At 64.2% G+C, this 14,251-nt stretch carries 12 protein-coding genes; 6 read left to right on the top strand and 6 right to left on the bottom strand.

Annotated elements, in window-relative coordinates:
- Nucleotides 1-68: 68 nt before the first annotated feature.
- The gene (locus DVS29_RS01235) at nucleotides 69-3,371 is read right to left on the bottom strand and encodes a ligand-binding sensor domain-containing diguanylate cyclase (RefSeq protein WP_118178596.1); all 3,303 of its coding nucleotides are present in this window, start codon (nucleotides 3,369-3,371) and stop codon (nucleotides 69-71) included.
- Here DVS29_RS01235 and DVS29_RS01230 point away from each other — a divergent pair.
- Nucleotides 3,370-4,656: an MFS transporter gene (locus DVS29_RS01230; protein WP_118178595.1), complete on the top strand. Its 1,287-nt coding sequence runs from the start codon at nucleotides 3,370-3,372 to the stop codon at nucleotides 4,654-4,656. The two genes, DVS29_RS01235 and DVS29_RS01230, sit on opposite strands and share 2 nt — an antisense overlap.
- Before the next feature lie 82 nt (nucleotides 4,657-4,738).
- The gene (locus DVS29_RS01225; protein WP_118178594.1) at nucleotides 4,739-5,815 is read left to right on the top strand and encodes a porin; all 1,077 of its coding nucleotides are present in this window, start codon (nucleotides 4,739-4,741) and stop codon (nucleotides 5,813-5,815) included.
- A gap of 91 nt (nucleotides 5,816-5,906) precedes the next feature.
- On the opposite strand, the gene DVS29_RS01220 is transcribed toward DVS29_RS01225, so the two are convergent.
- Nucleotides 5,907-6,377: a MarR family winged helix-turn-helix transcriptional regulator gene (locus DVS29_RS01220; protein ID WP_118178593.1), complete on the bottom strand. Its 471-nt coding sequence runs from the start codon at nucleotides 6,375-6,377 to the stop codon at nucleotides 5,907-5,909.
- A gap of 164 nt (nucleotides 6,378-6,541) precedes the next feature.
- On the opposite strand from DVS29_RS01220, the gene DVS29_RS01215 reads away from it, so the two are divergent.
- The 4 genes from DVS29_RS01215 to DVS29_RS01200 all read left to right on the top strand — a co-directional run bounded on the left by DVS29_RS01215 (nucleotide 6,542) and on the right by DVS29_RS01200 (nucleotide 11,018).
- Nucleotides 6,542-7,324 (top strand): crotonase/enoyl-CoA hydratase family protein, encoded by a 783-nt coding sequence (locus tag DVS29_RS01215; RefSeq protein ID WP_420816056.1) that lies wholly within the window; start codon nucleotides 6,542-6,544, stop codon nucleotides 7,322-7,324.
- 85 nt (nucleotides 7,325-7,409) lie between these two features.
- The gene (locus DVS29_RS01210) at nucleotides 7,410-9,281 is read left to right on the top strand and encodes a feruloyl-CoA synthase (protein ID WP_118178592.1); all 1,872 of its coding nucleotides are present in this window, start codon (nucleotides 7,410-7,412) and stop codon (nucleotides 9,279-9,281) included.
- A gap of 24 nt (nucleotides 9,282-9,305) precedes the next feature.
- Nucleotides 9,306-10,220 (top strand): amidohydrolase family protein, encoded by a 915-nt coding sequence (locus DVS29_RS01205; protein ID WP_118178591.1) that lies wholly within the window; start codon nucleotides 9,306-9,308, stop codon nucleotides 10,218-10,220.
- A gap of 24 nt (nucleotides 10,221-10,244) precedes the next feature.
- The gene (locus DVS29_RS01200) at nucleotides 10,245-11,018 is read left to right on the top strand and encodes an SDR family NAD(P)-dependent oxidoreductase (protein ID WP_118178590.1); all 774 of its coding nucleotides are present in this window, start codon (nucleotides 10,245-10,247) and stop codon (nucleotides 11,016-11,018) included.
- A gap of 11 nt (nucleotides 11,019-11,029) precedes the next feature.
- On the opposite strand, the gene DVS29_RS01195 is transcribed toward DVS29_RS01200, so the two are convergent.
- The 4 genes from DVS29_RS01195 to DVS29_RS01180 are packed head-to-tail and all read right to left on the bottom strand — an operon-like array spanning nucleotide 11,030 to nucleotide 14,164.
- The gene (locus tag DVS29_RS01195) at nucleotides 11,030-12,424 is read right to left on the bottom strand and encodes a hypothetical protein (protein WP_118178589.1); all 1,395 of its coding nucleotides are present in this window, start codon (nucleotides 12,422-12,424) and stop codon (nucleotides 11,030-11,032) included.
- Entirely contained in the window at nucleotides 12,421-12,681 is a 261-nt protein-coding gene (locus DVS29_RS01190; protein ID WP_118178588.1) for a PAAR domain-containing protein, read from the bottom strand. Before DVS29_RS01190 ends, DVS29_RS01195 begins: the two co-directional genes overlap by 4 nt.
- Entirely contained in the window at nucleotides 12,678-13,427 is a 750-nt protein-coding gene (locus DVS29_RS01185) for a T6SS immunity protein Tli3 family protein (protein WP_118178587.1), read from the bottom strand. Before DVS29_RS01185 ends, DVS29_RS01190 begins: the two co-directional genes overlap by 4 nt.
- Nucleotides 13,424-14,164: a T6SS immunity protein Tli3 family protein gene (locus DVS29_RS01180; protein ID WP_118178586.1), complete on the bottom strand. Its 741-nt coding sequence runs from the start codon at nucleotides 14,162-14,164 to the stop codon at nucleotides 13,424-13,426. The genes DVS29_RS01185 and DVS29_RS01180 overlap by 4 nt, the downstream gene beginning before the upstream one ends.
- Nucleotides 14,165-14,251: the final 87 nt, after the last annotated feature.

Raw genomic sequence — 14,251 nt, 5'->3', positions numbered from 1 at the left:
GCGCATTTGATGCGGGGGGATGGTCCTTTTTTTGCTGCTTTTAGCGAACCCTGCGACGCGGCCTCGCACTACACTTCGAGGTCCTCTCCCGCCCATCGCCACACACCGCGTCCACCTTCTTTCGCTGCGTAAAGCGCGAGGTCCGCGGCTTTGTAGAGCGACATCGCATCCGGCGCATCCTGCGGGCACAACGCGACGCCGATGCTTGCGCTGACTTCGAGCGACAACGCTTCATGCGATATCGGCTGCGCGATCGTCGCGATGATCCGCTCGCACACGGCGGCTACGTTATCGCGGTCGCCCGGATGCGTGAGCAGCACCGCGAATTCGTCGCCGCCCAGGCGCGCGACGAGATCGGCATCGCGCGTCGCGACACCTAAGCGTGCAGCAACGGTCTTTAGCACCGCGTCGCCGGCGTCATGTCCGTAGAGGTCGTTGATCGGCTTGAAGCGATCGAGGTCCACCAGCACGAGCGCAAATCCGCCGCCGCGATGCATCTGCTCGACCATGTGCTGCAGGTCGTCGTTGAAATGCCGGCGGTTGGCAAGGCCGGTCAAGCCATCGAAATAGGCGAGTTGTTCGAGCCGCTGTTCGCTCGCCTGCAGTTCGGCGGTGCGAAGCACGAGTTCGTCGGAGCGTTGCTGAAGTTCCTGCGTGCGTTGCGCAATCAGCGTTTCCAGCGCGGCGGCTCGACTGCGCAGCAGGCGCGTGCGCAGCTGCATCAGCGCGACGACGAGCGCGACCAGCAACACGGCAAGCAGCACGCGGAACGACGTCGTCTCGTACCACGCCGGCACCACGCGCACGGGCAGATTCACCGATGCCGTCCACTCGCCGGCGCGGTTCGATGCGCGCACCTGCAGCGTGTAGTTGCCCGGCGGCAGGTTTGTGTAGTGCGCGATGCGCAGCTCGGCGGGCGAGTCGGTCCAGCCGTCTTCCAGGCCGGCCAGGCGGTACGCGTAGCGCGTGCGTTCCGGCGCCGTGTAGTCGAGCAGCGCGAAGCCGACCTGCAGCGAACGTAGAGACGGCCCGAGCGTGATGCCCATTGGCGAGATCGGCTGGCCGTCCTGCGCGGTGAGCATGATCGGCGCCTTGAAGCGCGATGGCTGAAATTCGCTGGGATGCACGATGGTCAGCCCATCGCCGCCGAACAGCAGGTCGCCACGTGGCGTGGTGCCCGCGGACGCTGTCCAGTACGGCAGCAGTCCCACGCCGTTCGCCTGTTGCAGCAGCGTGGCGGTCAGCGTGTCGCCATCGATGCGCAAAATGCCGCTGTCGGTGCTTACCCATGCGTTGCCGTCTGCATCGAGCAGCAGCGCATTCGCGGCGTTGTTGCGCAGGCCCTGATTGTGACCGATGCGTCGCACGCGCACCGCTCCGCCGGGCTGCGGTTCGATCACGCGCACGCCGGCGCCATAGTACGAAACCCACAGTCGCCCGCGCTTGTCCCGCACGACGGACGTCACATGGGCACCGGGCAAACCCACACGCCCAGGCTGCTCGGGCCACGGCTGCTCGATGCGGCCGGTTTTTGGCCAGTACCGCTGCAGTCCGGTCGCGGTGCCCACCCACAGCGAACCGTCTTCGGCGCGATCGAGGATATCGACATCCGCGCCTTGCAGCGCCGGCACACTTTCGGCCGTGCCGCCTTGCGCAATCCGGTTGACATAAACGAGCCCGCTGGCGCCGCCGATCCACATCCGGTCGCCGTCCACGCACAACGCGCGGATCAACGCGGTGACGGACAGCCCTGCCAGGTCCACCCGCTCGACACTGTGGCCGTCGTCGCGGGTTCGATACAGACCTTTGGCCGTGCCGATGTAGACGGCGCCGTCCGGCGTGCCCGCCATCGCCAGCACGGCGCTGCTCGGAAGCGCCGTGCGCGGCTGGCCGTCCTGCGGCACGAGGTGCCGGCCGCGGCTGCCGTCCGGCGGGACGATATCGAGGCCGCCGTTATCGCTGCCGAACCACACGCTGCCGTCCGGCCGCACCAGCACAGATGTGACCTCTGCCCGCGTGCCGACGGACAGGTAGCCGTCGTTGCCGTACCAAGTGGAGATCGCGCGCTGGGTCGGGTCGATCGAATCGAGCAGGTTCGGACCGCCGGCCCACACCAGGCCGCTGCGGTCGCGCAATAGCGCGGGCACGTCGTTCATCGCGATGCTGCCGGGCACCGCGGGGTCGTGGCGCAGCTGCCGCGTGGCCCAGGTGCGGGTGTCGACCTGCACGATGCCTTGCGCCCAAGTGCCGAGCCACACCCGGTCGCCGCCGGCATCGACGATCGAGACCACCCAGTCGCTTTCCAGCCCTTTGCCGTCGAGATGCTCGCTGTCGCGCACCTGCCGCGCGCTGAACGTGCCCGGCTCGACCACGAAGGCGCCCGTGCCGCGCGTGCCGACCCAGATGCGTCCGGACTTGTCCTCCGCCAGTTGCCATATCTCGATGGCGTCGCGCGTGGCGATTGCCGTCGGTACGGGCTGGAACGAACGGGAGCCGGCGCGCAGCACGTAGAGGCCCTTGAACGTGCCGACCCACAGATTGTCGAGCCGGTCGACGAGGAGGGCGTTGACGCGTTCGGCGGGCAGGCCTGGCGGGGTCGCGCCATCCGCCTGACGCCGGACTTTACCGGTTGCGAAGTCGAGCCGGTCGAGCCCGGCGCCCGTGCCGACCCACAAGCCGTTCGCGCCATCGGGCGCAAGCGCGAACACGCGCGGGCTGCTCAGGCCGCCCGCGCCGGCGCCGATTTTCCAGAAGCGGCCGCTGGTGCGGTCGAGCCGCGCGAGTCCGCCGCTATCGGTGCCGACCCACAGGCGGTTGTCGTGGTCCTCGTACAGCGCGTTGACGTACGACGACGGCAGGCTGTCCGGCATGCCCGGATCGGAAATGTAGGTGCGAAACCGGTAGCCGTCCCAACTGACCAGGCCCGTCTGCGACGCGATCCAGATCAGGCCTTCCCGGTCCTGCAGCAAGGCCGTCGGCGAGATGTCGCTCGGCATGCTGACGTGACGGAAGACCGGCGTCGCGCCGCCGTCCCACGCATTCGCGGCACCGGCGAGCGGCATCGCCGCAAGCATCAGCAGCGGTACGAGCAAGCAGCGAAGGATAGGCCCCCAACGGGGTTGGCGTTCCAGCATGGAACTGTGGTCCCTGGTCGTTCGACGCGGCGTCCGGGCGCGCCGCGTTCGTGTCAGCCCGACAGATTGAATATCGGCCAACGGCGGCGCCGCTTTAGGCGGCATTGCAACAGCGGGCTCCGCGTTTTCCCCTAACCGCGCCCGCTTGCGTTTTCGCGTAAACAACTTATGATCGATAACAAATATATTCAATAAGTAACTATCGAGGCACCTCGCCGGCGAAAGGAGACACTTCATGAGTTCCGCGTTGCACCACGACTCGAACCACAACGGGCTAGCGCATGACACGGCCTACGAACGAAAAACGCTGATTCTGCTGGGCCTGGGCTTCGGCCTGGTCGGGCTCGACCGCTGGATCGTCGCGCCGCTGTTCCCGCACATGATGCGCGACCTCAACCTGAATTTTCAGCAGCTGGGCAGTTTGATCGGCATCCTGAGCGTGGCCTGGGGTGTCTGGGCGATCGCGATGGGGCCGGTGTCCGACCGCATCGGCCGCAAGAAGATTCTGGTCGTCACGATGGTCGCGTTTTCGCTGCTGTCCAGCCTCTCGGGTCTCGCGTCGGGCTTCGCGAGCCTGATGCTGATCCGCGCGGTGATGGGCGTCGCGGAAGGCGCGTTCACGCCGGCGAGCGTCGCGGCCACCGGCGAAGCCTCGCTGCCGTCGCGGCGCGGCTTCAATCAGGGGCTGCAGCTGAGCATGTTCTCGCTGCTTGGCCTCGGCTTCGCGCCGATCCTCGCTACCCAGCTGCTGCGCGTCGTGCCGTCCTGGCACTGGGTGTTCATGATCTCCGCGGTGCCGGGGCTGATCGTCGCCGTGCTGATCTCGCGCACGCTGCGCGACAAGCCGAAGAGCGAGTTGCCCACGGTGGCGACGGGCGCGGGCCGTCCGCGCTGGACCACGCTCTTCGCGAGCCGCAACGTGTGGCTCGCGATGCTAGCCATCCTGTGCGCGATGGCGGGCATCTTCGTGGTCAGCGCGATGGTGCCGACCTATCTCGTCGAAGTGCTGCATCTCGACACCCAGAAGATGGGCTTCGTGGTGTCCGCGATCGGCTTTGGCGGCTTCATCGGTTCATTCGGCGTGGCGGGCGTGTCGGACTTCATCGGCCGGCGCAATGCGGCGCTGATCGCGTTCGTGTGCGCAGCCGTGCTGCTGTATCTGTTCGCGCAGACCGGTCCCAATCCGCAGATGCTCTTCATCCTGCTGTTCGGCGTGTCAGTTTTCGCGCTGGGTCTGCTCGGACTCCTGAGCGGCCCGATCGCGACCGAAGCGGCGCCGGCGGGTCTCATCGCGTCGTCGGTGGGCTTCGTATCGGGCGCAGGCGAGATCTTTGGTGGAGGCCTCGCGCCGGCTATCGCAGGGTCCGTCGCGCAGCACTTCGGTCTGCCGTCCACGCTCACGTTCGCGCTTGGCGGTCTCGTCGCGGGCGGCGTGGTGTCGCTGTTCCTCGTCGAGACGTCGCCGCGCAAACGGGGTGCCGCATCGTCGGCCGCGCTCGGCGTGTCGCAGGACATCGCCTGACGCGAATCGAAAAACCATCACGCACTACACCATCACCGGCGGCGTTACGCCGCCAGACAAGAATCGGATCAGGAGACAGTCAATGAAAGCGAAAGCCCTTTGCGCAGCCGCCGCGCTGCTGTTTGCGTGCCACGCGTACGCGCAAAGCAATGTCACGTTGAGCGGCATGCTGGATGCCGGCGTGTCCTACGTCAGCAATGAAGCCGGCAGCCACGTGCTGAAGTTCGACGACGGCATCGCGGTGCCGAACCTGCTGATGTTCAGCGGGCAGGAAGACCTGGGCGGCGGCACGCACGCGGTCTTCAAGCTCACGAACCAGTTCGAGATGGGCACGGGCTCGTTCATGCCGGGCGGCAGCCTGTTCAGCCGCGAGGCGTTCGTCGGTCTCGACGACAATCGCTTCGGCAAGCTGACCTTCGGTAACCAGTACGACTTCATGACCGACTCGCTGTTCTTCGGCCTGAACGACGCGGCGATCTACACGCAAGGGATCTACGATTTCCGCAACGGGCCGTTCGCGAAGCTCGCGTTGCCCAACAACCCGACCGGCGCGTTCGACTGGGACCGCATGGCGGGCGTCGCTGTCAACAACTCGGTCAAGTATCAGAGCGTGAGCTATGGCGGCTTCTCCGCGGGCGCGATGTACGGCTTCGGCGGCGTGGCGGGATCGTTCGGCTCGAACAGCGGGGCGAGCGCCGGCATCAACTACACGCACGGCGCGTTCGGCGCGGCAGCAGCCTATACGGAGGTGAAGACGGCCGTTTCCGGCGTGCAGGACAGTGTGCGCAACTGGGGCGTGGGCGCGCACTACCGCATCGGTTCCGTGACGGCCACCGCGCTCTACACGGCGGTGCGCAACGAGCTGAATGGCGCGCAAGTGTGGCAGACGGAGTTCGGCGGCCTGTGGCAGATCGCGCCCGAGTGGTCGCTGAGCGGCGCGTACATGTACATGAAGGGCAATGACGTCGTGGACAACAACCACGCGCATCAGCTGACCGCGATGCTGAACTACCAGCTGTCGAAGCGCACCGGCGTCTACGTGGCCGGCCTCTATCAACGGGCGAATCAGGGGGCGAATGCGCAGATCAACGACGTGATGGTCGCGTCGGGCAGCGCGTCGCAGTTCATCGGCCGGATCGGCGTGCAGACGCGCTTCTAACTTCTAACGCGCATGCGAGCGCTGCTTCAGACGTGCCGTCCTTGCTCCGCTAAAGCGCGCGGCAATGGACGGCGCAAGCGCTTCTCAGGCTTCAGTCCGCAAAGATCTTCCGCAGCAGTGTCTTGAGTTGCTGACGCTCTTGCGCGTCGAGCTTTGCGATCGCGGCGCTGTCCGCTTCCGCGGCGGCCTTCAATGCGCGCGTATAGAGCCGCGACCCTTGCGCGGTCAGTTCGACGAGCTGCACGCGCTTGTCGTCGACGCTGCGCTGCCGCGTCAGCAGCCCGCGCGCTTCGAGCCGGTCGAGCAGCGTCGCGAGATTGGGCGGCGCTACCGCAAGCGCCTCGGCGAGCGCCTTCTGGTTGATTCCCGGATTCCCGCGCAGAATCGACAGTACGCTGAACTCCGCCTGGCGCAGATCCAGTTTCTCCATCCGCTCGTCGAAATGGGACTGCACGACGAGATACGCGCGCCGGATGTTGTAGCCCGCGAGCTCGAGCAGTTCGGACTGGTCGGCCTGACCGGTCAGATCGTCGGCGTCATTCGAGGAGGGCTTGGTGGACATGGCGGTTGAACGCTTTCGTGAAGGAAAGGGCGCGCCGATCATAACATGCGGTACCGCCGCGCGAAGCCTGGCATGGCGTTGCATGCGGACAGTGTTTGCGGCGTAAATAGTTATGGTGTATAACTAACGTCATGACGCAACATCGACGACTGAAAGACATGAACATGATGCAAGCCCCTTATCAGTATCTGACCGTCCAGTTCGAGGAACCGATCGCACTGGTGTGCCTGAACCGGCCCGAAAAGCGCAACGCGATCAGCGACGCGCTCGTTGCGGAACTGCGCCACGCGTTCGAATCGATGCCCGCCACCGTGCGCGCCATCGTGCTGCACGCGGAAGGCGAGCACTTCTGCGCGGGCCTCGATCTCACCGAGATGCGCGAAGTCGGCACCGTCGAAGCGATGCATCACTCGCGCATGTGGCATGCGGCGTTCGAGCAGATCCAGTTCGGCCGCGCGCCGGTGGTGGCCGTGCTGAAGGGCGCGACGATCGGCGGCGGGCTCGAGCTCGCATCGGCGTGCCACGTGCGCGTGGCGGAGGAATCGTCGTTCTACGCGCTGCCGGAAGGCAGCCGCGGCCTCTTCGTGGGCGGTGGCGCTTCCGTGCGCGTGCCGCGGTTGATCGGCGTCGCGCGCATGGCCGACATGATGCTCACGGGCCGCGTGTACGACGCGCGGGAAGGCTACGACGCGGGTATCGCGCAGTATCTGGTGAAGAGCGGCGAAGGGCTCGCGAAGGCGCGTGAACTGGCTGCGCGCATCGCGCAGAACTCGCCCACCACCAACTACGCGGTGACCCAGGTGCTGCCGCGCATCGCGGATCAATCGATCCAGGATGGCCTGCTGACCGAATCGCTGATGGCCGCGATCGCCAGCAGCGATCCGCAGACCCAGGCGCGGCTCGCCGATTTCCTCGAACGCAAGATCGGCCGCGTGCAGCCGAAATAGCGCGGCGGCGCTAAGCGACCCGTTTTCGCAACGAGATGGCCGCGCGACGGCCGCCGCAAAACAGGACGATGGACGGAGACAACTGATGGCAGCACACACCTATCGGCGCGTGGAGATCGGCGTCGGCCCCGTGGACGTGGTGGAAGACCGCGACGGCGCGCTGCACGTGCGCTCGAAAACGCCGCTCGGCGCGTTTCCCGACCGCGTGATCGACAGCCTGTTCGCGCATGCGGCGCAGGCGCCCGGGCGCACGCTCGTCGCGCGCCGCGATGCGAACGGCGCCTGGCAGCGCGTGAGCTATGCGGAAGCGGCGGCGGCCGCGCGCAGCATCGGCACCGCGCTGCTCGCGCGTGGACTTTCGGCGGACCGTCCGGTCGCGATCCTGTCCGGCAACTCGCTGCAGCACGCGCTCGTCGCGCTCGGCTGCATGTGCGCGGGCGTGCCCTATGTGCCGGTTTCGCCGGCGTATTCGCTGCTCGATAAAAGCTACGGCAAGCTGCGCCATATTCTGACTCTGCTCACGCCGGGTCTTGTATTCGCCGATGACGGCGCACGCTTCGCTGCCGCGCTCACTGACGCGGTGCCGGACGACGTCGAAGTGGTCGTCGACACGTCGCTGCCGGCGGGACGCGCGGCCACGCCGTTCGCCACGCTGCTCGATACGGTGCCGGGTGATTCGATCGACCGGGCACGCGCCGCGACCGGGCCCGACACGATCGTCAAATTCCTCTGCACGTCCGGCTCGACGAAGATGCCGAAGGCGGTGATCAACACGAACCGCATGTGGGCCAGCAATCTGGTGATGGAGAGCGCGGTGTGGCCGTTCCTCGCCGAAGAACCGCCGGTCTTCATCGACTGGCTGCCGTGGCATCACACGTTCGGCGGCAACCAGAATTTCGGCCTCACGCTCTTTCACGGCGGCTCGCTTTACATCGACGACGGCAAGCCCACGAACGACGGCATGGCCGAAACGCTCGCGAATCTGCGCGAGATCTCGCCGACCGTGTACTTCAACGTGCCGAAGGGCTGGGAAGAAATTGCGCGCGCGCTCGAACAGGACACGGCGCTGCGCGAGACTTTCTATCGCCGTCTGCGGATGCAGTTCTATGCGGGCGCGGCACTCGAACAACCCGTGTGGGACCGTCTGCATGCGAGCGCGATCGCGCATTGCGGCGAGCGGATCGTGATGAACACGGGCCTCGGCATGACGGAGACCGCGCCGTCCGCGCTGATGGTGACCGAAACGGAAGTGATGGCAGGGCAGATCGGCGTGCCGCTGCCGGGCATGGAGCTCAAGCTCGTGCCGGTAGGCGATGGCCAGAGCCGCAAGCTCGAAGTGCGTTACCGCGGGCCGAACGTGACGCCGGGCTACTGGCGCGCGCCGCAGCAAACCGCCGAAGCGTTCGACGACGAAGGCTTCTTCTGCTCCGGCGATGCCGTGCGCTGGCTCGATCCGCTCGCGTATGACCGCGGCTTCGTGTTCGACGGCCGCGTGGCCGAGGACTTCAAGCTGAACACCGGCACGTGGGTCAGCGTGGGACCGTTGCGGCAACGCGTGATCGCGGCGGGCAGCCCGTATGTTGCCGATGTGGTCGTGACCGGACATGACCGTCACGAGATCGGCGTGCTGATCGTGCCGAATCTGGCTGCGTGCCGACAGCTTGCGGGCGCGGCGCACGATGCGCCGCTCGCGCAGTTTTTCGCGCACGCTGAAGTCGTTGCGATGTTTAGCGAACTGGTGGAACGGCTGTACGCGGAAGGCACGGGCAGTGCGAACCGCGTGGCGCGCGCGGCGCTGCTCGATCCGCCGCCGTCGCTCGCGAGCGGCGAGATGACCGACAAAGGCTCGATCAACCAGCGCGCCGTGCTGACGCTGCGCGCCGCGACGATCGAGGCGCTGTATCGCGACGACGGCACGCTCGCGGTATGGCGGCCACGTGCGAGCACGGCCGCCTGACGTACTGCACTGGAGAAAGACCCGATGGATATCGACAACCTGATCGCAATCGACACGCACGTGCACGCCGAAGTGTCGTGCTGCCAGCCGCCGGACCTGTTCGGCAAGGAATTCGACGACGCGGCGGACAAATACTTCGGCACCGTATGGCGCCAGGGCAAGCGACCGACGATTCCCGAGACGATCGAGTACTACCGCGAACGCAAGATCGGCTTCGTGATGTTCACCGTGGATGCGGAGAGCGAGATGGGGCGCCGCCGCATCCAGAACGAAGAGATCGCGGAGTTCGCGGCGAACAATCGCGACATCATGATCGCGTTCGCGAGCATCGATCCGCACAAGGGCAAGATGGGCGCGCGCGAAGCGCGTCGATTGATCGAAGAGTACGGCGTGCGCGGCTTCAAGTTTCATCCGACCGTGCAGGGTTTCTATGCGAACGACCGGATGGCGTATCCGCTTTACGAAGTGATCGCGGAATATGGCTTGCCCGCGGTGTTTCATAGCGGACATTCGGGCATCGGCAGCGGCATGCCGGGTGGCGGCGGTTTGCGCCTCAAGTATTCGGAGCCGATCTATCTGGACGATGTGGCCGCGGATTTCCCCGACATGAAGATCGTGATCGCGCACCCGTCGTGGCCGTGGCAGGACGAGGCGCTGTCGATCTGCCTGCACAAGCCGAACGTGTATATCGACCTGTCCGGATGGTCGCCGAAGTATTTTCCGCCGCAGCTGATCCAGTACGCGAATTCGCTGCTGAAAGAGCGGATGCTGTTCGCGTCGGATTTTCCGCTGATCAAGCCCGAGCGCTGGCTCGAAGATTTCCATAAAGCGGGCTTCAAGCCTGAAGTGCATCCGCTGCTGCTGAAGCAGAACGCGATTCGTTTGCTGGGGCTGGATGCCGCGGCTGGCGCGAAGAACGAAGCACACGCTGCCGGCTGATCATCGATCGACAAGGAGCAGGACATGCAGGCAACAGGACAGGCCGCGCTCGTCACCGGCGCGGCATCGGGGCTGGGCGCACAGACCGCACGCGCACTCGTCGCGGCAGGCGCGCGCGTGACGCTGCTCGACGTGAACGAGGGCGCCGCGCAGGCGCTTGCCGAAGAGCTCGGTCACGCGAACGCGCTTGCACGGCGTTGCGACATCACGGATGCAGCGTCGGTGGAAGCGGCCATTGCGGACGGCGAGCGCGCGCATGGCGTCGCGCGGATTCTCGTCAACTGCGCGGGGATCGGCGGCGCGAAGCGGCTGGTCGGCAAGGACGGTTCGCCGATGCCGCAGGAAGACTTCGCGCGCGTGATCAACGTGAATCTGCTCGGCACGTTCAACGTGATTCGCGTTGCCGCGGCGCGCATGACGCAAGCGGAGCCGCTTGCCGATGGCGAACGCGGCGTGATTGTCTGCACCGCATCCGTCGCGGCTTACGATGGTCAGGTGGGGCAGGCGGCGTATGCAGCGTCGAAGGGCGGGCTCGTGTCGCTGACGTTGCCGCTCGCGCGCGATCTCGCGCAGTACGGCGTGCGCGTGATGACGATCGCGCCGGGGCTCTTTCTGACGCCGCTGCTGTACGCGTTGCCGGAGGACGTGCAGCAGTCGCTGGCCGCATCGATTCCGTTTCCGAAGCGTCTCGGCAAGCCGGAGGAGTTCGCAGAACTGGCGCTGCAGATCGTGCGGAACGTTGCGCTCAATGGCGAAGTGATCCGGCTGGATGGCGCATTGCGGATGGCGCCGCGTTGAGGTATGGCGTTTTACCAGGGCAAGGATTTGAGGACCTCGTCCTCGACCACCAATGGATCGAGCAGGTTGTAGAGTACCTCCAAACCCATCAACACGATAAAGAAAGCGAGTGCGCCAACGAACCAGCCCATTGAAGCGTTGCTCATGATGAGCCAGAGCACGATCACACCGACCACGCTGCAGATGGCAATTGTCGTCCACACGCTGACGAAGATGCGCGGTCTGTCCGCTACGGGTGCAATCGGCGCGAGACTTTTTCCGACCAGATTCAGCATGAGCCCGTCTTCGTGGGGTGTTGCGAGCAGGTGGGTGCCCTGGCCGTGTTGCACCATACGGGTGGCGAGTACCTGGGCCAGCAGCGCATTCACCGGCCCTGGTACCCCGATGGCCGCATCGACATCGTGAACGGCCACCTCGAGTTCCGTGTCTTTCAATGCCGAAATGGCGGCATGTTTGCCGGAGCCAGGCAGATGAGTCAGCCATAGATGCTTGATGCGCTCGGTCGGCACTTGCCGTGCTTCCAGCAAGATTTTGAGTTTGTCGAAAACCGTGTCGTTGGCGGCTGGAACCGGCCGGAACAACCACGCGTCCGGGTTGAGTGTGCCTCGACTATTGGCAACGGTTTCGCTTGAAGCGAACAACGCCGAGACCGCCGCCTCCGAACACGTCGGCTCGGCCTTTGCTTTGTGCAGCTGCCAGGCGAGTACAAGACAGTAATCCGGCGTCGGGCCTTCCGTTATCCACTTGTCGACCAGTCCGATATCGAGCGGCTTTTCGGACCAGACGATTTTCACGTAGTCCGCTTCGCGCGGGTTCAGTGTGCGCAGCAGTGCGCGAACGTGGTCGACATCTTCCTTGCGCTCCGACTGCACGATAACGCTGAATTCACGCTTGCCGATAATTTTCGACAGACGCGATGCGAACGGCTCGACGAGTTGCTGCACGATGCGAGCGACGCGAGGTTCGGACGATTCGGGGTCGTCCAGAACGATGGGGAGCATTTTGTTCGCGTTCGCGGGCGCGCTGCCTTCGAGCCCCAGCATGCGCTCGGCGACGTCTTTCTCGGGTGTCAGCGCAACGCTGCCGAGAATCGCCACGCGTTGCTGTGCCCAGCAGCGCCAGATCGTATGCATCCGCGTGCGTGCGCTGTTCCAGTACTGAACGTGCTGCTGCGATAGTTCGTGAGGCAGGTAGATCAGGCTGATGACGCCCGCCGAAAACAGCGCGGGGAGCAGCAGCACGCGCACGAAGAACCCCGCGCAGATGACGGGCTCGCCTTGTTTCCAGATGAGGATAGTCAGAACGAACGTCGCAACGTAGATGGCAAAAGAGGCGGCGACGCCGAACCAGATTGAAGGCGCCTCTTTGTGCTTCAACTCAGCGATGTCTAGTGGCAGCCATTTCATGAGCGGATCTTCATTCCCGATTGACTCGCGATGACAAGACTGCCGCATTGCGTGCGGCATGCGTCGACCACCCATTTGCGGCCGGCTTCTGCGTACCCTTCGCCGTGGTCGATGATCGGGTTGTCGCCATGCTCGGGGCACGTCACGATGTCGAGATGCAAAGCGACGCGACGTCCTTCGAGCTTGAATGTGGAGGAGGCGGTTTTGACGATGCCGCCATGGGTGGTTGTGTCGCCTTCGCGGACGGGGGTTTTCATTGGCGGTCTTTGGCGAGTGGCGCGTTGGGGTTGGTCGGCTTGATTGAGGCGTCGCAGGTTACGTGGTCCTGGTAGGATGGACTGTGCAACCCTCGCGGGGCTTCGACGTAGAACTCAATGTGTTTCCCGCCTGGCAATTCCCGGTTAGGGAAGTACACAAAGCCAGGAATCATCGGATACTTGATCGTCTCCACGATGCGAGGGTCTGGAGTCACTCTTTGGCTCACATAGATGGCATCTTCATTTGCGAAAACCTTATAGTTCCTCGACTCTTTGTACGGATCGAAACTACGCGGAATATAGGTAAGCGCGTGAAATGTCTGGCCGCTGTCTGTTGAGTACCAGAGGAACGTCGCACAGCCTTGCTTACCGCAGGCGACATGCGGCGGATATGCCAGTGGAAGCACGATGTTGTTGCCGCTCGGGTCGGCGTTGACGATCTTCCCTCGATAGTTTTCGAAGTAGCCGTTGCCGATCTTGCTGCGAAGGTTTTTCTTCGTGTCGTTGTAGAACGATTCTCCGTGGTTGCAGTCCCGGTAATGTTCTAACGTGACGAAGCGGTGATCGTCGATGCGATAGATGACTTGCGCCGGCGAGTCATAAGGCAAGTCCTCGGTCATCGTGAATTCGGCGAGGTTGAACTGCGGCGGTTGCTTTAGGGTGCAGCCGAATGCTGCGGCTGAAAGTGCAAAGATGATGAGGTTGCGAATCAAGGTCCACTCGGCTATGCGTGCAAGATTGTTCATCGACGCTCCCGGATGATTTGGGCGTCGGGGTTGGTCGGCTTGATCGAGGCGTCGCAGGTTACGTGGTCCTGGCCGGAGGGGGACCGGAGGCCCTTGGGCATCGTGGTGTTGAACTCGATTTCCAGTCCCTCGGGAAGTTCCTCGTTGTTCGAGTAAACGAGACCCGGAATAAGGGGATACGAAACCACATAGGGATCGCGGCCGGGATCCTTTGCTACATAGATGCGCAGCTTGTCCACGACGATGGCGTACCGTTTTGAATCCTCGTATGGATCGAAGCTATGTGGCATGTAGGTGAGCACATGAAACGTCTCGCCGCCGTCCGTTGAATACCAGACAAACGTTGCGCAGCCTCGATCACTGCAGGCGACGTGCGGTGGATACGCGAACGGAAGCACGATATTGTTGCCGCTCGGATCGGCGTTGACGATCGTCCCCTGATAGTTTTCGAAGAGGCCATTTCCGATTTTGTCGTGGAAGCCTTTCCTCGTGTCGTTGTAGAACGATTGTCCGTGATTGCAGTCCCGGTAATGCTCCAGCGTGACAAAGCGGTGATCGTCGATGCGGTAGATCACTTGGGGCGGTGAATCATAGGGCAAGTTCTTGGCAGACCCGAAATCGCCCTCGTTGAACAACCATGGTGGTCGCGGAGTGCAGCCGATCGCTGCAGCAGAAAGTACGAATATGATGAGGTTACGAATCAAGGTCCACTCGGCTATGCATGCAGGGTTCTTCATCGACGCTCCCGGATGATTTGAGCGTCAGGGTTGGTTGGCTTGATCGAGGCGTCGCAGGTTATGTGGTTCTGGCCGGAGGGGGATCGC

It is taken from the genome of Paraburkholderia phosphatilytica, assembly GCF_003443895.1.
Classification (GTDB): Bacteria; Pseudomonadota; Gammaproteobacteria; order Burkholderiales; family Burkholderiaceae; genus Paraburkholderia; species Paraburkholderia phosphatilytica.
The sequence above is the reverse complement of the archived record's forward strand: the minus strand, read 5'-3'. Positions and strand labels throughout refer to the sequence as shown.

Bases quoted from the DNA above. Each gene is read 5' to 3' on its own strand.
- DVS29_RS01230 (WP_118178595.1), top strand. From the start codon at position 3,370: ATGAGTTCCGCGTTGCACCACGACTCGAACCACAACGGGCTAGCGCAT.
- DVS29_RS01235 (WP_118178596.1), bottom strand. From the start codon at position 3,371: ATGAAGTGTCTCCTTTCGCCGGCGAGGTGCCTCGATAGTTACTTATTG.
- DVS29_RS01225 (WP_118178594.1), top strand. From the start codon at position 4,739: ATGAAAGCGAAAGCCCTTTGCGCAGCCGCCGCGCTGCTGTTTGCGTGC.
- DVS29_RS01220 (WP_118178593.1), bottom strand. From the start codon at position 6,377: ATGTCCACCAAGCCCTCCTCGAATGACGCCGACGATCTGACCGGTCAG.
- DVS29_RS01215 (WP_420816056.1), top strand. From the start codon at position 6,542: ATGATGCAAGCCCCTTATCAGTATCTGACCGTCCAGTTCGAGGAACCG.
- DVS29_RS01210 (WP_118178592.1), top strand. From the start codon at position 7,410: ATGGCAGCACACACCTATCGGCGCGTGGAGATCGGCGTCGGCCCCGTG.
- DVS29_RS01205 (WP_118178591.1), top strand. From the start codon at position 9,306: ATGGATATCGACAACCTGATCGCAATCGACACGCACGTGCACGCCGAA.
- DVS29_RS01200 (WP_118178590.1), top strand. From the start codon at position 10,245: ATGCAGGCAACAGGACAGGCCGCGCTCGTCACCGGCGCGGCATCGGGG.
- DVS29_RS01195 (WP_118178589.1), bottom strand. From the start codon at position 12,424: ATGAAATGGCTGCCACTAGACATCGCTGAGTTGAAGCACAAAGAGGCG.
- DVS29_RS01190 (WP_118178588.1), bottom strand. From the start codon at position 12,681: ATGAAAACCCCCGTCCGCGAAGGCGACACAACCACCCATGGCGGCATC.
- DVS29_RS01185 (WP_118178587.1), bottom strand. From the start codon at position 13,427: ATGAACAATCTTGCACGCATAGCCGAGTGGACCTTGATTCGCAACCTC.
- DVS29_RS01180 (WP_118178586.1), bottom strand. From the start codon at position 14,164: ATGAAGAACCCTGCATGCATAGCCGAGTGGACCTTGATTCGTAACCTC.